The 15,936-nt window shown below is 56.8% G+C and carries 17 protein-coding genes; 6 read left to right on the top strand and 11 right to left on the bottom strand.

From position 1 onward, the window contains the following. Nucleotides 1–100: 100 nt before the first annotated feature. Both ahpC and POR16_RS13305 read right to left on the bottom strand, forming a co-directional pair. Complete coding sequence (gene ahpC / locus POR16_RS13300; RefSeq protein WP_005894153.1) at nt 101–664, bottom strand: alkyl hydroperoxide reductase subunit C; 564 nt, start codon at nt 662–664, stop codon at nt 101–103. Nucleotides 665–774: 110 nt separating this feature from the next. Further along, a complete protein-coding gene (locus POR16_RS13305) occupies nt 775–1,734 on the bottom strand; it encodes a site-specific integrase (protein WP_024691147.1) in 960 nt (319 codons plus the stop codon). A gap of 175 nt (nt 1,735–1,909) precedes the next feature. Here POR16_RS13305 and POR16_RS13310 point away from each other — a divergent pair, with 175 nt between their 5' ends. After that, entirely contained in the window at nt 1,910–2,920 is a 1,011-nt protein-coding gene (locus tag POR16_RS13310) for a DNA-binding protein (RefSeq protein ID WP_005894152.1), read from the top strand. 7 nt (nt 2,921–2,927) lie between these two features. Here the strand turns inward: POR16_RS13310 and POR16_RS13315 are convergent, their stop codons facing one another. From POR16_RS13315 to galU, 3 genes are all read right to left on the bottom strand, one after another. Then, a complete protein-coding gene (locus POR16_RS13315; protein WP_024691149.1) occupies nt 2,928–4,223 on the bottom strand; it encodes a hybrid sensor histidine kinase/response regulator in 1,296 nt (431 codons plus the stop codon). 65 nt (nt 4,224–4,288) lie between these two features. Next, complete coding sequence (gorA, locus tag POR16_RS13320) at nt 4,289–5,647, bottom strand: glutathione-disulfide reductase (RefSeq protein ID WP_024669347.1); 1,359 nt, start codon at nt 5,645–5,647, stop codon at nt 4,289–4,291. A 102-nt stretch (nt 5,648–5,749) separates the two neighbouring features. Continuing rightward, nucleotides 5,750–6,589 (bottom strand): UTP--glucose-1-phosphate uridylyltransferase GalU, encoded by an 840-nt coding sequence (gene galU / locus POR16_RS13325; protein ID WP_005894148.1) that lies wholly within the window; start codon nt 6,587–6,589, stop codon nt 5,750–5,752. Between the two features lie 331 nt (nt 6,590–6,920). Here galU and POR16_RS13330 point away from each other — a divergent pair, with 331 nt between their 5' ends. Then, nucleotides 6,921–7,202 (top strand): hypothetical protein, encoded by a 282-nt coding sequence (locus POR16_RS13330; protein ID WP_024669348.1) that lies wholly within the window; start codon nt 6,921–6,923, stop codon nt 7,200–7,202. A gap of 57 nt (nt 7,203–7,259) precedes the next feature. On the opposite strand, the gene POR16_RS13335 is transcribed toward POR16_RS13330, so the two are convergent. Further along, the gene (locus POR16_RS13335; RefSeq protein ID WP_005894144.1) at nt 7,260–7,613 is read right to left on the bottom strand and encodes a hypothetical protein; all 354 of its coding nucleotides are present in this window, start codon (nt 7,611–7,613) and stop codon (nt 7,260–7,262) included. A 165-nt stretch (nt 7,614–7,778) separates the two neighbouring features. Here POR16_RS13335 and POR16_RS13340 point away from each other — a divergent pair, with 165 nt between their 5' ends. From POR16_RS13340 to alkB, 3 genes are read left to right on the top strand one after another with little or no spacing between them, the layout of a single operon-like run. Then, the gene (locus POR16_RS13340; RefSeq protein WP_005894143.1) at nt 7,779–8,084 is read left to right on the top strand and encodes a DUF1883 domain-containing protein; all 306 of its coding nucleotides are present in this window, start codon (nt 7,779–7,781) and stop codon (nt 8,082–8,084) included. Nucleotides 8,085–8,098: 14 nt separating this feature from the next. Continuing rightward, nucleotides 8,099–8,281 carry a hypothetical protein gene (locus tag POR16_RS13345; protein ID WP_005894142.1) on the top strand — a complete coding sequence of 61 codons (183 nt, stop codon included), beginning with the start codon at nt 8,099–8,101 and terminating at the stop codon, nt 8,279–8,281. Between the two features lie 24 nt (nt 8,282–8,305). After that, nucleotides 8,306–8,989, top strand: a complete 684-nt coding sequence (alkB, locus tag POR16_RS13350; protein WP_005894141.1) for a DNA oxidative demethylase AlkB — start codon at nt 8,306–8,308, stop codon at nt 8,987–8,989. Nucleotides 8,990–8,993: 4 nt separating this feature from the next. Here the strand turns inward: alkB and POR16_RS13355 are convergent, their stop codons facing one another. The 4 genes from POR16_RS13355 to gnd all read right to left on the bottom strand — a co-directional run bounded on the left by POR16_RS13355 (nt 8,994) and on the right by gnd (nt 14,212). Continuing rightward, entirely contained in the window at nt 8,994–10,811 is a 1,818-nt protein-coding gene (locus POR16_RS13355) for a glycoside hydrolase family 15 protein (protein ID WP_024691152.1), read from the bottom strand. A gap of 83 nt (nt 10,812–10,894) precedes the next feature. Further along, the gene (locus POR16_RS13360) at nt 10,895–11,713 is read right to left on the bottom strand and encodes a Cof-type HAD-IIB family hydrolase (protein ID WP_005894138.1); all 819 of its coding nucleotides are present in this window, start codon (nt 11,711–11,713) and stop codon (nt 10,895–10,897) included. Beyond that, nucleotides 11,706–13,238 carry a glucose-6-phosphate dehydrogenase gene (gene zwf, locus POR16_RS13365; RefSeq protein ID WP_005894137.1) on the bottom strand — a complete coding sequence of 511 codons (1,533 nt, stop codon included), beginning with the start codon at nt 13,236–13,238 and terminating at the stop codon, nt 11,706–11,708. Before zwf ends, POR16_RS13360 begins: the two co-directional genes overlap by 8 nt. Next, nucleotides 13,238–14,212: a phosphogluconate dehydrogenase (NAD(+)-dependent, decarboxylating) gene (gene gnd / locus POR16_RS13370; RefSeq protein WP_005894136.1), complete on the bottom strand. Its 975-nt coding sequence runs from the start codon at nt 14,210–14,212 to the stop codon at nt 13,238–13,240. The genes zwf and gnd overlap by 1 nt, the downstream gene beginning before the upstream one ends. Before the next feature lie 315 nt (nt 14,213–14,527). Here gnd and POR16_RS26310 point away from each other — a divergent pair, with 315 nt between their 5' ends. Continuing rightward, on the top strand, nt 14,528–14,701 hold the full coding sequence (locus POR16_RS26310; RefSeq protein ID WP_005894135.1) for a DUF6026 family protein: 174 nt from the start codon (nt 14,528–14,530) through the stop codon (nt 14,699–14,701). A 137-nt stretch (nt 14,702–14,838) separates the two neighbouring features. On the opposite strand, the gene POR16_RS13380 is transcribed toward POR16_RS26310, so the two are convergent. Then, a complete protein-coding gene (locus tag POR16_RS13380) occupies nt 14,839–15,330 on the bottom strand; it encodes a GNAT family N-acetyltransferase (RefSeq protein ID WP_005894134.1) in 492 nt (163 codons plus the stop codon). Between the last annotated feature and the right edge of the window lie 606 nt (nt 15,331–15,936).

A 15,936-nucleotide genomic window follows, 5' to 3' on the forward strand; every position in this document is an offset into this window, starting at 1 on the left:
GTAGAAATAACAACGCCCAGGCGATTACCGCCCGGGCGTTTTGTGGGGCGATGCGGTTTACTTGCTCAAGAGCTCAACGCCCCCAGCCGATTCATGCGAATCAGATCTTGCCGACCAGGTCCAGAGACGGAGCCAGGGTAGCCTCGCCTTCTTTCCACTTGGCTGGGCAGACTTCGCCCGGGTGAGCAGCAACGTACTGAGCAGCCTTGATCTTGCGCAGCAGCTCGGAAGCGTCGCGGCCTACACCGCCATCGTTCAGCTCGACGATCTTGATCTGGCCTTCAGGGTTGATCACGAAAGTACCGCGATCCGCCAAGCCTGCTTCTTCGATCAGCACGTCGAAGTTGCGCGAGATGGTCAGCGTAGGGTCGCCGATCATGGTGTACTGGATTTTACCAATGGCTGGCGAGGTGCTATGCCAGGCAGCGTGGGCGAAGTGGGTGTCAGTCGACACGCTGTAGATTTCCACGCCCAGCTTCTTGAACTCTTCGTAGTTGTCAGCCAGGTCTTCCAGCTCGGTCGGGCAAACGAAGGTGAAGTCGGCCGGATAGAAGAATACGACAGACCACTTGCCTTTCAAGTCAGCGTCCGAAACTTCAACGAAACTACCGTTCTTGAATGCGTTAGCCTTGAACGGTTTTACTTGGCTGTTGATGATAGGCATCGGTATATCTCCTGATGGGTTAGATGGGTTGTGAATTCGATGGGGTGAAGCTTACGCACGATCGATGACAATCGCTCATTGGCAAACCTGATGTCGCCGATTGCTTTTCGCTATGAAGGAAGCTTATCAATAGAAGAAACCTTCAGGCCGCTCCCCACCCCGGCATTGCTCGGGAACGGCGCGGCATCAATGTAACGCATCGCCGACTTGATGTCCCTCCAGCCAACGTAAGCCATCAGTGACTTGAGGTCCCAACCATTGCTGTGCGCCCAGCTTGCGAAACCGCGGCGCAACGAGTGGCTGGTGTAATGTTCGGCAGCGATGCCTGCACGTTCAAAGGCCTGACGTAGCAGCGGGATGACGCTGTTGGCGTGCAGCCCGTCCTCATTCATATTGCCCCAGCGATCGATCGCCCGGAACACCGGCCCGCGCACGAGCGCAGCACAGTTGACCCACTCGATGTACGCGTGAACCGGGCACAACCGCTGCAGGGCAGGCGTCTGGTAGGTCCTGCCCAGGTTATCGCGATCCCCCTTGCTGCGTGGCAGATAAAGACTGATGCCGGAACCGGCGACAGCCTTGACGTCCTGCACCTGCAGACGGCACAGCTCGTCACTGCGAAACCCACGCCAGAACCCGAGCAAAATCAACGCCGAATCCCGCCGGCAGCGCAACAGACGCGGTTGATCATGCTGCGCGCTCGCCTCGCGCGCCTCGATGTCCAGCCAGGCAACGACTTTCTCCAGGTCTTGCAACTGCAAGGGCTCGGCCTGCTTCTCTTGCGCAGGATGCAATGCCCGAATGCCCTTGATGACCTTGCGCACCATGGGCGCTTTGGTGGGATCGACAAAACCCTGACTGATATGCCACTGGGCCAGCGCTGACAAGCGCAGCTTCAATGTGTTGACCGACAGCGTGCCGGCATAACTGGCCAGGTAACGCGCCACGCTTTCACTGGTCGCCGGCAGAAACCCGCCCCACGCCACCTCGAAATGCTCGATGGCTGCCCGGTAACTGCGGCGCGTGTTGTCGCGGGTTGCTGCATCGATGTAGCGATCAACGTCATTCATGGATCAAGCCTGCTGGTGTACCGATAACAACGACAAGATGGCAGTAGAAACCGCCTGACACGGGATAATACGCCAATATCCCATGTCAAATAATTCAAAATATATGAATTTATTCTAAATAATATAGTATGTAATTACAGAGTACATACCACAGTACGAAATTGTAGGAGAGAGCATGGCTCGTGGCGGCGTAAACAAGGCATTGGTGCAAAAAGCCAGGGCAGCATTACTGGCCAGAGGCGACAACCCAAGCATCGATGCAGTACGCATCGAGATGGGCAATACCGGCTCCAAAACCACGATTCATCGCTATCTCAAGGAGCTGGATAACGCACATGCACCCACACCGGATGTCAATGAGGAATTAAGTACGCTGGTGGCGCACCTTGCCCAACGGCTTGATGAGCAGGCTCAGGAACGCATAGACCAGGCGTACGACGAGCACCAGACGGAGCGCGCCAAACTGCTGCAGCAGCTGGAATCCGCTCGACAGCAGATAAGCGAACTGCAGGAGCACGTGCAGCAACGTGACGACACCGTCGACAGTCAGGCAACCGCCCTGCTCCAGACGCGACAAACACTACAAGACGCCCAGACCGAGCACGCCAGACTGCTCCAGGCCAACCTGGACCTGGATTCACGCCTGCAAGACAAAGACGCTCAGATTCATTCGCTTGAGGAAAAACACCTGCATGCCCGAGAGGCACTGGAGCACTATCGCAACTCCATCAAGGAGCAGCGCGAACAGGAACAGCAGCGCCATGAAGGGCAGATTCAGCAATTACAGATGGAGTTGCGCCAGGCACAACAAAGCATTGCCATGCGCCAGGAAGAAATCACCCAGCTGAATCGTGACAACGAGCGATTGCTGGCTGAAAACCGCAGCACCCTGCGCGACCTGCACGACCAGAAGGACCTCCTGAACCGGGCCAGCGCAAAGGCTGCCGCCTCGGCAGAACAACAGCAGCACACCCACACTCAATGCGCGCTACTGGAAGAGAGGTTAAGCAACTCGCAGGAAGAAAACGCAGCACTCAAGCAGGGTTTGACCGAAGCCCGACAGCAGAACCGGATGCTGGAACTGCTGCTGACCAAAAAGGAAATCGCTCTGGAAAACCTGCAGCAGCAGGCTGATCAGCCCGAGAAAACTGCAGCTCCCAGAAAGAAGCCACAGGGTAAAACATGACGGAACCTCAGTTGCCTGCCGCACAAGGCAAGTAGAGGCAAACGCGGGTTCCCTGCCCCTGCAAGCTGTTGATCTGCACATGCCCGCCGCTCTGCTTCATGAAACCGTAAACCATGGACAAGCCCAGCCCCGTACCCTGACCTACAGGCTTGGTAGTAAAGAACGGGTCGAATACTCGATCAATGACGCTTTCGGGAATTCCGCAGCCATTGTCTTCAATACTGAGCTGTACATAGTCACCTGCCGGCAACAGCCCTTGCGGCGCTGCAAGACTTAACGCCTGACTGCCAACCCTGATCAAGCCTCCGGCAGAAACGGCGTCACGCGCATTGATCACCAGATTCAGTAAAGCGTTTTCAAGCTGATGCTCATCTGTCTGGATAACGCTCAAACCCTCCTCCAGCTCAATGTGCAATTGCGCATGATTGCCGACAGTGCCCCGCAACAACGCTTCCATAGAGAGCACCATGCAATTGACATCCACCGCACAGACATCGAGTGACTGACGACGGGCAAATGTGAGCAACCGCTGGGTCAGTGCAGCAGCCCGATTAGCGGAACTTACTGCCGCATCCACGTAACGCTCCACTTCGGCAAATCGCTCACCCCCCACGCGCATCCTGATCATCTCGAGAGCGCCGAGCACTCCGGACAGCATATTATTGAAGTCGTGAGCTATGCCGCCCGTCAATTGACCGATGGCGTCCATTTTTTGCGCATGACGCAGCACCTCTTCTGCCTGAGCTCGCTCTGCAATTTCAACCTGCAACAGCTCATTGGTCTTTGCCAGTTCACGGGTACGCTCGGCAACACGCAACTCCAGACTTTCATTGAGCTCGCGCAGCGCCTCCTCGGCATTGACCTGGGCGGTGATGTTGGTATGAGTGCCCAGCCAGTGAGTGATGTGTCCTTGGGCGTCACGCATAGGCAGCGCGCGTGATAGAAACCAGTTGAAGGCGCCATCCTTGCCTCGCAGCGCGAAAGTATCTTCCCAGATGGAGCCGGTCGCAAAACAGTATTGCAGTCGCGAGACTACGCGCTCGCGATGTTCGGGATGAAGAACCGAACGCCATCCCAGCGCGTTCATGGCCTCAAGCGTCGCTCCGGTGTAGGCGTACCAGCGCTCGTTGTACCATTGGATCTGCCCGCCGGGGCTGGCGGTCCACGCCAGTGGGCTCATGTTGTCAGCAAGCGTTCTGAACTGACGCTCGCTTTCACGCAGCACATCAATGGGCCGGGCGGCATTTCGATTGTGTCTGGCCGGATGCAGAGGCATCTTCGCCGAAGGGTTTTCTCTGTTCACTAAGGGATCCGTCCGTTCAAGCCTCTATCCCGGAGCCCATCCTGAACTCCGGGTGCTGCGCCTTTTTATCGCTTGGCGGGCGTACGCATGGTGACGAATTCTTCTGCAGCCGTCGGGTGCACGCCGATCGTGTCATCGAACACCTGCTTGGTTGCGCCAGCCTTGATGGCGATTGCCAGGCTCTGCACGATTTCGCCAGCGTCCGGCCCCACCATATGGCAACCCAACACCCGATCGGTTTTCGCGTCAACAACCAGTTTCATCAACGTGCGCTCCTGATCATCGGTCAGCGTCAGTTTCATCGGCCGAAAACGGCTTTCGAATACCTGCACATCATGACCCGCCTTGATCGCATCTTCTTCGGTCAAGCCGACGGTTCCGATGTTCGGCAGACTGAAAACCGCTGTTGGGATGTGATTGTAGTCTACCGGGCGATATTGCTCAGGCTTGAACAGGCGACGCGCGACCGCCATGCCCTCAGCCAGCGCCACCGGCGTCAGTTGCACACCACCGATAACGTCGCCAAGGGCCAGAATGGAAGGCTCGCTGGTCTGGTAATGCTCGTCGACCTTGATGTAACCGTGCTCGTCCAGCTTGACATCGACGCTGTCGAGGCCAAGGTTGTCCAGCATCGGCCGACGGCCCGTCGCATAGAAAACACAATCAGTCTCCAGCGTGCCGCCACCCTTCATGGAAAGCAGCAAACTGCCATCCGGTTGTTTGTCGATGCGCTCGATATCGCTATTGAAGCGGATCGTCATGTCACGTTTGAGCAACTCCTCGTGAAGATGGGTGCGCACACCGCCATCAAAGCCACGCAGAAACAGCTCACCTCGATAGACCAGCGTGGTGTCAGCACCCAGACCGTTGAAAATCGAGGCAAACTCCACGGCGATGTAACCACCGCCAACGACCACTATGCGCCTGGGCAGCGACTTGAGGTAGAACGCCTCATTGGAGGTGATGGCATGTTCGCGCCCAGGCACATCAGGCACTTGCGGCCAACCGCCCGTGGCAATGAGAATGCGCTCGGCACTGTAGGTCTGACCATTGATCTCGACCTGCTGTGGACCAACGATCTTCGCATGCCCCTCCAGCAACGTGACGCCGCTATCGACCAGCAATTTGCGATATATATCGTTAAGACGACTGATCTCGCGGTCCTTGTTGGCGATCAGGGTGGACCAGTCAAAGCTCGCCTCACCCAGCGACCAGCCAAACCCTTTGGCATGATCGAAGTCTTCGGAAAAATGCGCGCCATAGACCAGCAGTTTTTTGGGCACGCACCCTACATTGACGCAGGTGCCGCCCAGATAACGGCTCTCGGCAACCGCTACGCGCGCGCCGAACCCGGCCGCAAAGCGTGCCGCCCTGACACCACCCGAACCCGCACCAATTACAAACAGATCAAAATCAAAGGCCATTGAAATCTCCTCGGCAGAAGCACAGCATAACCGCTTGGCGGCCTGTCAGAAATGACAAAGCCACCCGAAGGTGGCTTTGTCCAAAACGCTAACGATCAAAGATCAGTGCGCTTTGCCAGCTTTGTAGAAGTGTTCGAAGCAGAAGTTGGTCGCTTCGATGTAGCCCTCGGCGCCGCCGCAGTCAAAGCGTGTGCCCTGGAATTTGTAGGCCAGTACATTGCCTTCAGCAGCCTGCTTCATGAGTGCGTCGGTGATCTGGATTTCACCGCCTTTACCTGGCTCGGTCTGTTCGATCTTCTCGAAAATGTCCGGAGTCAGAATGTAACGGCCGATGATCGCCAGATTGGACGGAGCCTCTTCAGGCTTCGGCTTTTCGACCATGCTGGTGACGCGGAACAAGCCTGGCTTGATCTCTTCACCGGCTATCACGCCGTACTTGTTGGTTTCGGAAGGATCGACTTCCTGGATTGCGATGATCGAGCAACCGTAGTGCTTGTGCAGCTTGACCATCTGCGCCAGCACGCCATCGCCTTCAAGGTTGACGCATAAGTCATCTGCCAGCACTACGGCAAATGCTTCGTTGCCGATCAGCGGACGACCACTCAGAATAGCGTGACCCAAGCCCTTCATTTCGGTCTGACGCGTGTAGGCAAAGCTGCACTCGTCAATCAGCTTGCGAATACCAACGAGGTATTTTTCCTTGTCGGTGCCCTTGATCTGGTGCTCAAGCTCGTAACTGATGTCGAAGTGGTCTTCCAGAGAACGCTTGCCACGACCTGTAACGATCGAGATTTCAGTCAAACCAGCTGCAAGCGCTTCTTCAACCCCGTACTGGATCAGTGGCTTGTTGACCACCGGCAGCATTTCCTTGGGCATGGCCTTGGTCGCCGGGAGGAAGCGAGTGCCGTAACCGGCTGCTGGGAACAAGCATTTCTTGATCATAAAAGTCCTTGGTAAGGGCTGATGGTGTTAACGGGCCAGTCTAATCAGGCGGCGACCACCTTACAATGAGCCGCCACTGACCGTCCAATGCCATCATAGAGGAATACGAAGCCAGATAGTTCCGCACATTCTTTCATATAGCGACGGTCGTCCAAGGCAAGACCAACGCAAAAACCAGGGATCCGCATGCCTCCACTGGCGAACGATGCTGGTAAGAAGCTGATACAGCAATGCAAAAACATGGCGGAACGATGGCACTCGCTATCAGTCCAACATTCACACAGCTACTCGCAGACTTAATACCCTCTGAAATTATCTTGAAGCGAAAAACATGATCAGACTTCTTTGCATTATTGCCGTGCTAGGCCTTACCGGTTGCGCGACTGCCTCCAATACTTACCTTAAAAACGGTAAACAGGGGCTTAGCATCGATTGCTCGGGCGAAGCGATGTCTTGGGCCAGTTGCTACGAAAAAGCCGATGCATCCTGCGCAGGCACCGGCTACGAAATCGTTGGCACAGATGGCACACCGCAGCCTGCCGAAAGAGATAAGACTCTCGGCGTAGACGTGGGCAACTACAAAAGCCGCAGCGTGCTGGTGGTCTGCAAGTAATTTTTGCCCGCCGCCCTGTCCGAACAGAATGGGGCGGCGTCATTCAAGCTCATGCGATCAGCCTGAAATGCACGCCTCGGCAGCGTTCTGCACGTCCCTGAAACGAATCGGAACATTGGAAAGTCGCTCGTACACCTTGATCGTGCTGCCACCCGAGCGCGTCTCGATGTCCACGACTGCCGCCGGCGCCTTGCTGAGCTTCTGCGCAACAATCACTCGCAGTCCATCATGGCGAGGCTCGATGAGTGGCGGCTTGCGACTGCTGCTGATCTTGCCGGCGAAACAGTCCGCATACTCCTGAGGGTTCTTGCCTGACATCACGCTCATGGTGGGGAGTGTATGTTCGATGTCATTCACCGTGGCACAGCCAGTCATTGCCAGAGCCAGGACTACTACAGCAGCCAGTTTCATACAAAGCCTCCAAATAAAGGTGCTACGACAAGCCTCAGAGCAATTAAATCCCGAGACGAACATTTTTTGCGAGAAACACGGCAAATTAATGCGCTACACGTCAAATCAGGGGCGTCGCATGCTATCGTTTTGATTTTTCAGAAAAACCCCTTTTCGGAGCCCGTCATGAAATTCGTACACCAGCGTGAGCATCTCAACGAGGACGACCTGGTCGTTATCGAGTGCTCTCAGACCTGCAACATTCGCCTGATGAACGACGCGAATTTCCGCAGCTTCAAGAACGGCGGTCGGCACACCTACCATGGCGGCGCATTCGATACATTTCCAGCCAAGATCGCGGCACCAAGCGATGGTTTCTGGAACATTACGATCGATACCGCAGGCCGCAAGGTAGACACCAACGCAGGGCGCAAACCGGCCTTCACCCACAAGATCAAAATCGTCCGGCGCTCGACCTCGCGACTGGGATGATGCAAGGAGTCACTGTGAACACTACAGCACCACGCACGACCAAATTCGCTGTCAGCTACAAGCTCAATGGCGAACGCCGCTTTGAGTTTGCGCAATTACAGACTGCCTCTATCGAGGAAGCAGAGGCAGCCCTGAAGAAAATGCACGACCAGAGCGACGATCAGATTACCGACGTCAAGGTCAGCAAGGCACTCTGACATTCACAAGTACCCGAGTCGATCATGCAGCGCAAAGGTGATACTCCCGCCAACTTCGATCTATTTGCCGACCAGACACCTCAGGCCGGTGGCGACGAACAGCTCGGGCCAGGAACATGGCTGCTCCGCGGTTTTGCACTGCCAGTGATCACCCGGCTGCTGGCAGACCTTCAGGCAACCGTGACCCACTCGCCCTTTCGTCACATGCTGACCCCGGGAGGCTTGAGCATGTCTGCTGCATTGAGCAGTTGCGGACAGTTGGGCTGGATAACCGACCGGCATGGCTATCGCTACAGCGAAACGGATCCGCAGACCGGCAGCAAGTGGTCTGCAATGCCGGACGCCTTCATGCAACTCGCCCAGAGCGCCGCGCTTAAAGCAGGCTACCCGGGCTTTACGCCAGATGCGTGCCTGATCAACCGCTACATCCCCGGCGCGAAGATGTCCCTCCATCAGGACAAGGATGAGCATGATCATCGCTGGCCAGTGGTATCGGTGTCATTGGGCATCCCGGCGATCTTCCAGTTCGGCGGTTTGCTGCGTAGCGACAAGGCCTTACGTATCTCGCTGTTTCACGGGGATGTCGTGGTTTGGGGCGGTGAAGACCGCCTGCGCTTCCACGGCATCCTGCCAGTCAAACAGGCTGAACACCCATTGCTGGGTGAGCAGCGCATCAATCTGACCTTTCGAAAAGCCGGCCCGAACTAGCTGGTCATACGCCTTCCAGCTCACTCGACGTTCTAGCCAGCGCAGGACACACCGACCGATGCAGGTTCAATGCCGTGTTGATAATGCCTATGTGGCTGAACGCCTGAGGGAAGTTCCCAAGCATACGGCCGCCCTTCGGATCATATTGTTCAGCCAGCAACCCCACGTCATTGCACAGCCCGCATAAACGCTCGAATAGTTTGGCGGCATCGTCGGCACGCCCCAGCAGCACGTAGGCATCAGCCAGCCAGAAAGAACACACCAGAAACGTCCCTTCGCGACCCGCAACACCATCAACGCTGCGCTCATTGTCGTAGCGCAACAACAGACCGTCCTGCATCAGCGTGCGCTCTATCTGTGCGACAGTCCCGACGACACGCGGGTCCTCGGGCGGCAGGAACCCGGTCAGGACAATCTGCAACAGGCTGGCGTCGACTTCAGTTGAGCCGTAAGTCTGCACAAAACTGCCAAGATCGACATTGAAACCGTTGCGGCAGACGTCGGCATGGATGTCGTCTGCCACCTTGCGGTAATGCTGCGCAAGGGCAAGGTCTTCATCGTCGTCGGCAGCCTGGGCGATCTGGGTGGCATTACGATCAAACGCCACCCAGGCCATGACTTTCGAATGGGTAAAATGACGCGGCTCGGAACGAATCTCCCAGATACCGGCGTCAGGCAGGTGCCAGATCTTCTCGAGATAGGGCATGACCACTTTGGAAATGGCCACACTGCGCGGATGCTGCGTCATGCCGCTTCTGAGCGCCTGGATCATGGCGTCTGCGACCTCGCCGTACACGTCCAGCTGAACCTGGCTGGCCGCACCGTTGCCAACCCGTACCGGCAGCGAATGCTCATAGCCGGTCAGCCAGGGCAATTCGTACTCCTGCAAGCGACGCTCCCCACCCACGCCATACATGATCTGTATCTGCTCAGGATTACCGGCAACCGACCGCAGCAGCCAGTCGCGCCAGGCAGTTGCTTCTTCGTAATACCCCAGATTCATGAATGCCAGCAGCGTCATGGTGGCGTCACGCAACCAGCAGTAGCGGTAATCCCAATTGCGCTCACCACCAAGCTGTTCAGGCAACGAAGTGGTCACCGCTGCCACAATGCCGCCGGTAGGCGCGTAGGTCATGGCCTTGAGGGTGATCAAAGAGCGCTTGACCTGCGGCGTCCATGACCCCACATCGGGACAACGGTCAGAAAATTCGTGCCAGTACGCTGCAGTAGCCTCCAGCGCTTGCTGAGCGTCGATGTCCGCGCACAGAGGTTCGAAAGAAGGTTGATACGCCAGGGTGAAGACCTTGCGCTCACCCTCGCCCACCTGAAAATGGCTGGCGGTATGATGATCCTGCGGGTGCAGAGCGACCGGACTTCTCAATACCAGCATTTCCGGCCCGGCAACTGCAGTCAAGGTATGTGCATCCTTGCGTTCGACCCAAGGCACGCTGCTGCCGTAATCGAAGCGGATGGCAAGATCGACGCCGAACTCGACCATTCCGGTCAAGCCGACAACGATGCGCACAACGTGACCACTGGTATTCATGGGCATGAAATCGACCAGCATCGCGCGCCCGTCACGGGTCTCGAAAACGGTTTCGAGAATCAGCGTACCTTCGCGATAGCGACGCTCGACGGACAGCACCTCGGCGGTCGGTGCAATCTTCCAGCGCCCGTTCTCCTCGCTGCCCAGCAGCGCTGCAAAACAGGCAGTGGAATCAAAGCGAGGGAAACACAACCAGTCCAGCGAACCATCCCGGGCGACCAGCGCCGCAGTCTGACAGTTGCCCAGTAATGCGTAGTCTTCAATCAGTGCAGCCATTCAGAAATGCCCGTCTTGATGATGGTTCGTTACAAGTCCGGACCTCGACCGCCCTGCTCACTCATGGTCGATACCTCGCGCACTCAGGCTGGCAGAATGTAACGTTCGATAGCCTTGGCAACACCGTCCTGCTCATTGCTATCAGTAACATGGTCAGCCTGTCCCTTGACTGTCTGCTCGCCCTGACCCATGGCAATCGACACACCGGCCTGGTGAAACATCGCAACGTCATTGCCGCCGTCGCCGATGGCTGCTGTACGTGACAGATCAACCCCGAGATAATCCGCCAGCGCTACCAGCGCAGCTCCCTTGTTGGCATCCAGCGCTGTCACATCCAGATAGTATTTCTGCGAACGAGCCGCCAGAGCCAGCCCTTCTATCTGCGGATTGAGCCGGGCCTCAAGAGCCTTGAGCAGTTCAAAGTCGGCGCTGGCGGCGACGATCTTGTCGACGCGGTCCAGGTAGGACTTGAAGCTTGTGACCTGTACATAATCGTACCCGAGGGCATCGCGCTCGTGATCGACGTAATCAGCTTCGGGGTCGAGCAGCAGCCACTGATCATCAGCGAACACCCAGACAGCGACGTCCTCGCCGGAGAACAGATCAAGGCACGTCTCGACTGCGTTCCGATCAATGCGATGGGCGGCCAGCAGGCTGCCGTCGGGATGGGTGATGGTGCCACCGTTGAACGCCACGGTTGGCAGGTCGACGCCCAGCGCCTCGATGACTTGACGCATGGCCCTGGGCGGGCGACTGCTGGCAAGGGTGAAATGAATACCGGCCTTACGCAAACGGCTGATCGCTTCGATGTTGGCCTGACTCAGACTATGGTCGCGACGCAGCAAGGTGCCATCGATGTCAGACATGAGAAATTGCACAGACGACGAAGATGCATCAGACATTGAGCGCTCTCCATTCACGACCATCGCGACTCAGCAGCTCTTCACCGGCAGCGGGGCCGTCATTGCCAGCCTCGTACAACTGCACTTGCGGCTGCTTGGACCAGGCGTCAAGAAAAGGCTGCACTGCGCGCCAGCCGTTCTCGATGTTGTCGGCACGCTGGAACAGCGTCTGGTCGCCGGTCAGGCAGTCATAGATGAGGGTTTCGTAGCCGGTTGAAGGCTGCATCTCGAAAAAGTCCTTGTAGGCAAAGCCCAGTGCAATGTCTTCCATGTCCAGCGTAGGGCCGGGGCGCTTGGCGAACAGATCGAACCACATGCCTTCATTCGGCTGAATCTGGATGCGCAGGTAGTTAGGCTTCAGCCGGTCTACCTCGGTGTCGCGAAATTGCGCGTAGGGTGCTGGCTTGAAGCAGATAGCGATCTCGGTACTGCGCGCACTCATGCGCTTGCCTGTACGCAGGTAGAACGGCACGCCGACCCAACGCCAGTTGTCGACCATGACTTTGAGCGCAACGTAGGTCTCGGTCGTGCTGTCAGGCTCGACACGATCTTCCTGGCGATAGCCGACAACATCCTTGTCGGCCATCTTGCCGCTGGAATACTGGCCGCGAACCGAGTTGGCCAGCGCATCCTCTTCGCTCCAGGGCCGAATGGCCCCGACCACTTTAGCCTTCTCGCCGCGAACGGCATCGGCACCGAACGCTGCAGGAGGCTCCATCGCGACCATTGCCAGCAGCTGAAACAGGTGATTAGGCACCATGTCACGCAGCGCCCCGGTATGCTCGTAGAAACTGCCGCGTGTTTCGACACCGACCGTCTCCGCCGCAGTGATCTGCACGTGGTCGATGTAGTGATTGTTCCAGAACGATTCGAACAGGCCATTGGAGAAACGGCTTACCAGAATGTTCTGCACCGTTTCCTTGCCGAGGTAATGGTCGATCCGGTAAATCTGTTTTTCGCTCATGACCTTTAGCAGGCAACCGTTGAGCTCAACGGCACTGGCCAGGTCGGAGCCAAACGGTTTTTCTATGACTACACGACGAAAACCGCCATCCACTTCCTGCAGCAAACCCGAGGAACCCAGACGCTGGGCGACTTCGCTAAAAAAGCGCGGCGCCGTGGCAAGGTAGAACACCGCATTCGCGGTGCCCGTGCTCTCGATTTTGCTGGAGATGTCCTGATAGGTAGAGTCGTCCAGAAAATCGCCCTGCACATAGCTGATGCGCTCGGCCAGCTTGCTCCAGAGCGCAGGATCGAGTGGATCCTTGCCACCTTCGGCGACCTTGCCAGCCGCTTCGTCGCGAATGAAGTTCTCCAGTTTTTTGGCAAAGTCGGCATCACTGATCGCGTTGTGATCCACCCCGACAATGTGCAGGCCTTCGTCCACCAGACCGTCGCGCGACAGGTTATACAGCGCTGGCATCAGCAGTCGCTTGACCAGATCACCATGCGCGCCGAACAAAAACAGCGTCGTCGGTGGTGCCACTTCAGGTTTGTGCTCGGCAGTGCCACGCGACAGGCCCATTATTTTGGTTCCTTGTGGCCACCGAATCCGAAGCGCATGGCGGACAGCATCTTGTCTGCATACGAGCTGGTCTGACGCGAGCGGAAACGTGCAAACAACGCACTGGACAGCACAGGAACCGGCACTGCCTGCTCGATGGCAGCCTCGATGGTCCAGCGCCCTTCGCCGCTGTCGGCAACCGAACCCGAGAATGCATCCAGTTGTGGGTCTGCTGCCAGTGCATCGGCAGTCAGGTCCAGCAACCAGGATGAGACCACGCTGCCGCGACGCCACACTTCGGCGATGTCAGCGGTGTTCAGGTCAAAACGCTGCGCCGCCGGCAAGTGCTCGGAGTTCTTCTGCTTGAGCAGATCGAACCCTTCGGCAAAGGCCTGCATCATCCCGTACTCGATACCGTTGTGGATCATCTTCACGAAGTGACCCGAACCAGCAGGGCCCGAGTGAATATAGCCACGCTCGGCACGGTCGTCTGTCGAGACTCGGCCCTTGGTACGCTCAATCGACCCGGCGCCCGGTGCGAGAGTCGCGAATAAAGGGTCAAGGCGCCGTACAACGGCATCTTCACCGCCGATCATCATGCAATAGCCGCGCTCGAGGCCCCACACGCCGCCGGATGTTCCTACATCGACGTAGTGCAGGCCCTTCTCGGTCAGTTCTTGTGCACGACGGATATCGTCTTTGTAGAACGTATTGCCGCCGTCGATGATTACGTCGTCGGCATCAAGCAACTGGCTGAGTATCTGAATGGTGTCCTCGGTAGGAGCGCCAGCGGGAAGCATTACCCAGATTGCGCGAGGCTTGTCGAGCGCGCCGACCATTTCGGCAAGGTCGGCAACGGCAGTCGCCCCTTCATTGGCCAGGGCGCTGCGCGAGGCCTCATCACGGTCATACACCACGGTGGTGTGGCCGCTTAGCATAAGACGCCGTGCGATGTTGCCGCCCATACGGCCCAGTCCAATAATCCCAAGTTGCATGAAGGTGCTCCCAAATCGTAAAAAGGTGCCTCACCTGCCGTACAGCGCATCGACAGAATGTGAGCATGCTGGTTAGTCAAGCGAGGCGGAACGTCGGTTCCCTTGGAGGAACAGTGAAGACGCCTAACGCCCTCCGGTGGTGCATTTTGTCGTGATCGAGAAACATTCGCGACAATTAAAAAGAAAAAAGTTCCAAAAAGATGCAAAAGAAATCAAAATCAGTGCCGATAGAGAGGGTAAGCAACGACACTCACGGATCGAAAGTCATTGCCACGGACCTTTCTGAGGTTTAATCCGCCATTTGCGAGGTGAGCAATGGGTACTTTACTACCAGCACTTGCACCACAAACCCTGTATGTCACGATCCGTCGCGACGAGTTGCGTTTATTGAAAGAAGAGCGTGATCAGCTCCAGCGCAAGGTCGCTCACCTGAACCTGATGCTGCAGCAATCCCAGCTGTCTGCCCCCGGCGCCATGATTCACGCCTGACTCCGGCTGTGTTGCCATTCAAACCGCACCGTGGCAAGCCCGATACGCCGGCTTGCCCGCCTGACCTTATCACCACTCCCCGCCTCCGACCCTGCCTGCAACATGCCACTGCGCGCGTTGCTCATGCACCTGCACGGCTAAAGCGACTTCTGCCAGAACATCGCACGGCCCATCTCAGGGCTCAACTGGTAATTGTCAAAGCCGAGCTTTTTATAAGCGCCCTGCGCCACTTCATTGCCTTCCAGAACTTCCAGCGTCAATTTGCAGCAGCCCCGCTGACGGGCGATGTCCTCTACTTTAAGCAGCATTTTCTGGCTGATACCAAGCCCCCGATATTGGGAAATGACTGCAACGTCATGAATGTTGACCAGCGGGCGGCAGGCAAAGGTTGAAAAACCTTCAAAGCAATTGACCAGCCCGACCGGCTGCCCGGCAATGAACGCCAGCACACTGAACGCATGCGGGCGCTTGGCAAGCTCGATAGCCAGTTGCTGGCGGGTATCAGTCGACAGAGGCCGGCCTGTGCCCATTACATCCATTGAATACTCATTCAATACAAAACCGATCGCCTCGGCGTGAACAGGATTTGTGTAACTCGCTTGCAGCACCAGCACCTCGGGGGCTTCCATTTCCATCCTCGTCAATTCGATCAGCGTCGTTCAGTGAAATCAGTCACAGGCCAGCTCATCAACTCGAGCAGACTGTCTAATAGGTATGACCCGATTCTATCCTGCTCCACCTTAAAATGTTCCAGCGCAACCGTAGGAAACGTCTCAGAAGCATAAAAGATTAACCGCCAGACGCACCGAGAAAGGGCGTCATGCACCGACCAGACTCACTGCGTTTTCCACGGACCGTACAAACAGGCTTCTAACGAGGTATTTGACAGGGATTGTCGAACGATCCGACGACCGGTCATGCACACTCTCGGCACGCCATTCTGCCCCGAAAGAGCGCAGCGTCCGACGGGCTGCAGCCTGCAGCATGACTGTGATAGCAGCTGCGAAGCCCGTTCCAGACATTCAGCGATAAAAAACTCGAAACTTCTCCAAAACGCCCCTGTCAGGTGAATAGAGCATCTATGCTATTGGCTGACATCCGGTTATGGCGACATCACGCCGCTTTGTCATTACGCAAGCTCGAAACGGGTATTGATCTTGCGTAATGCACGTATGTGTACCCGGCCATAGGAAATGGCCAATAAAAATCTAAGTGATGCACCAAGACTGTTTTAA

Origin of the sequence: Pseudomonas coronafaciens pv. oryzae str. 1_6 (genome assembly GCF_000156995.2) — a bacterium.
Classification (GTDB): Bacteria; Pseudomonadota; Gammaproteobacteria; order Pseudomonadales; family Pseudomonadaceae; genus Aquipseudomonas; species Aquipseudomonas tremae.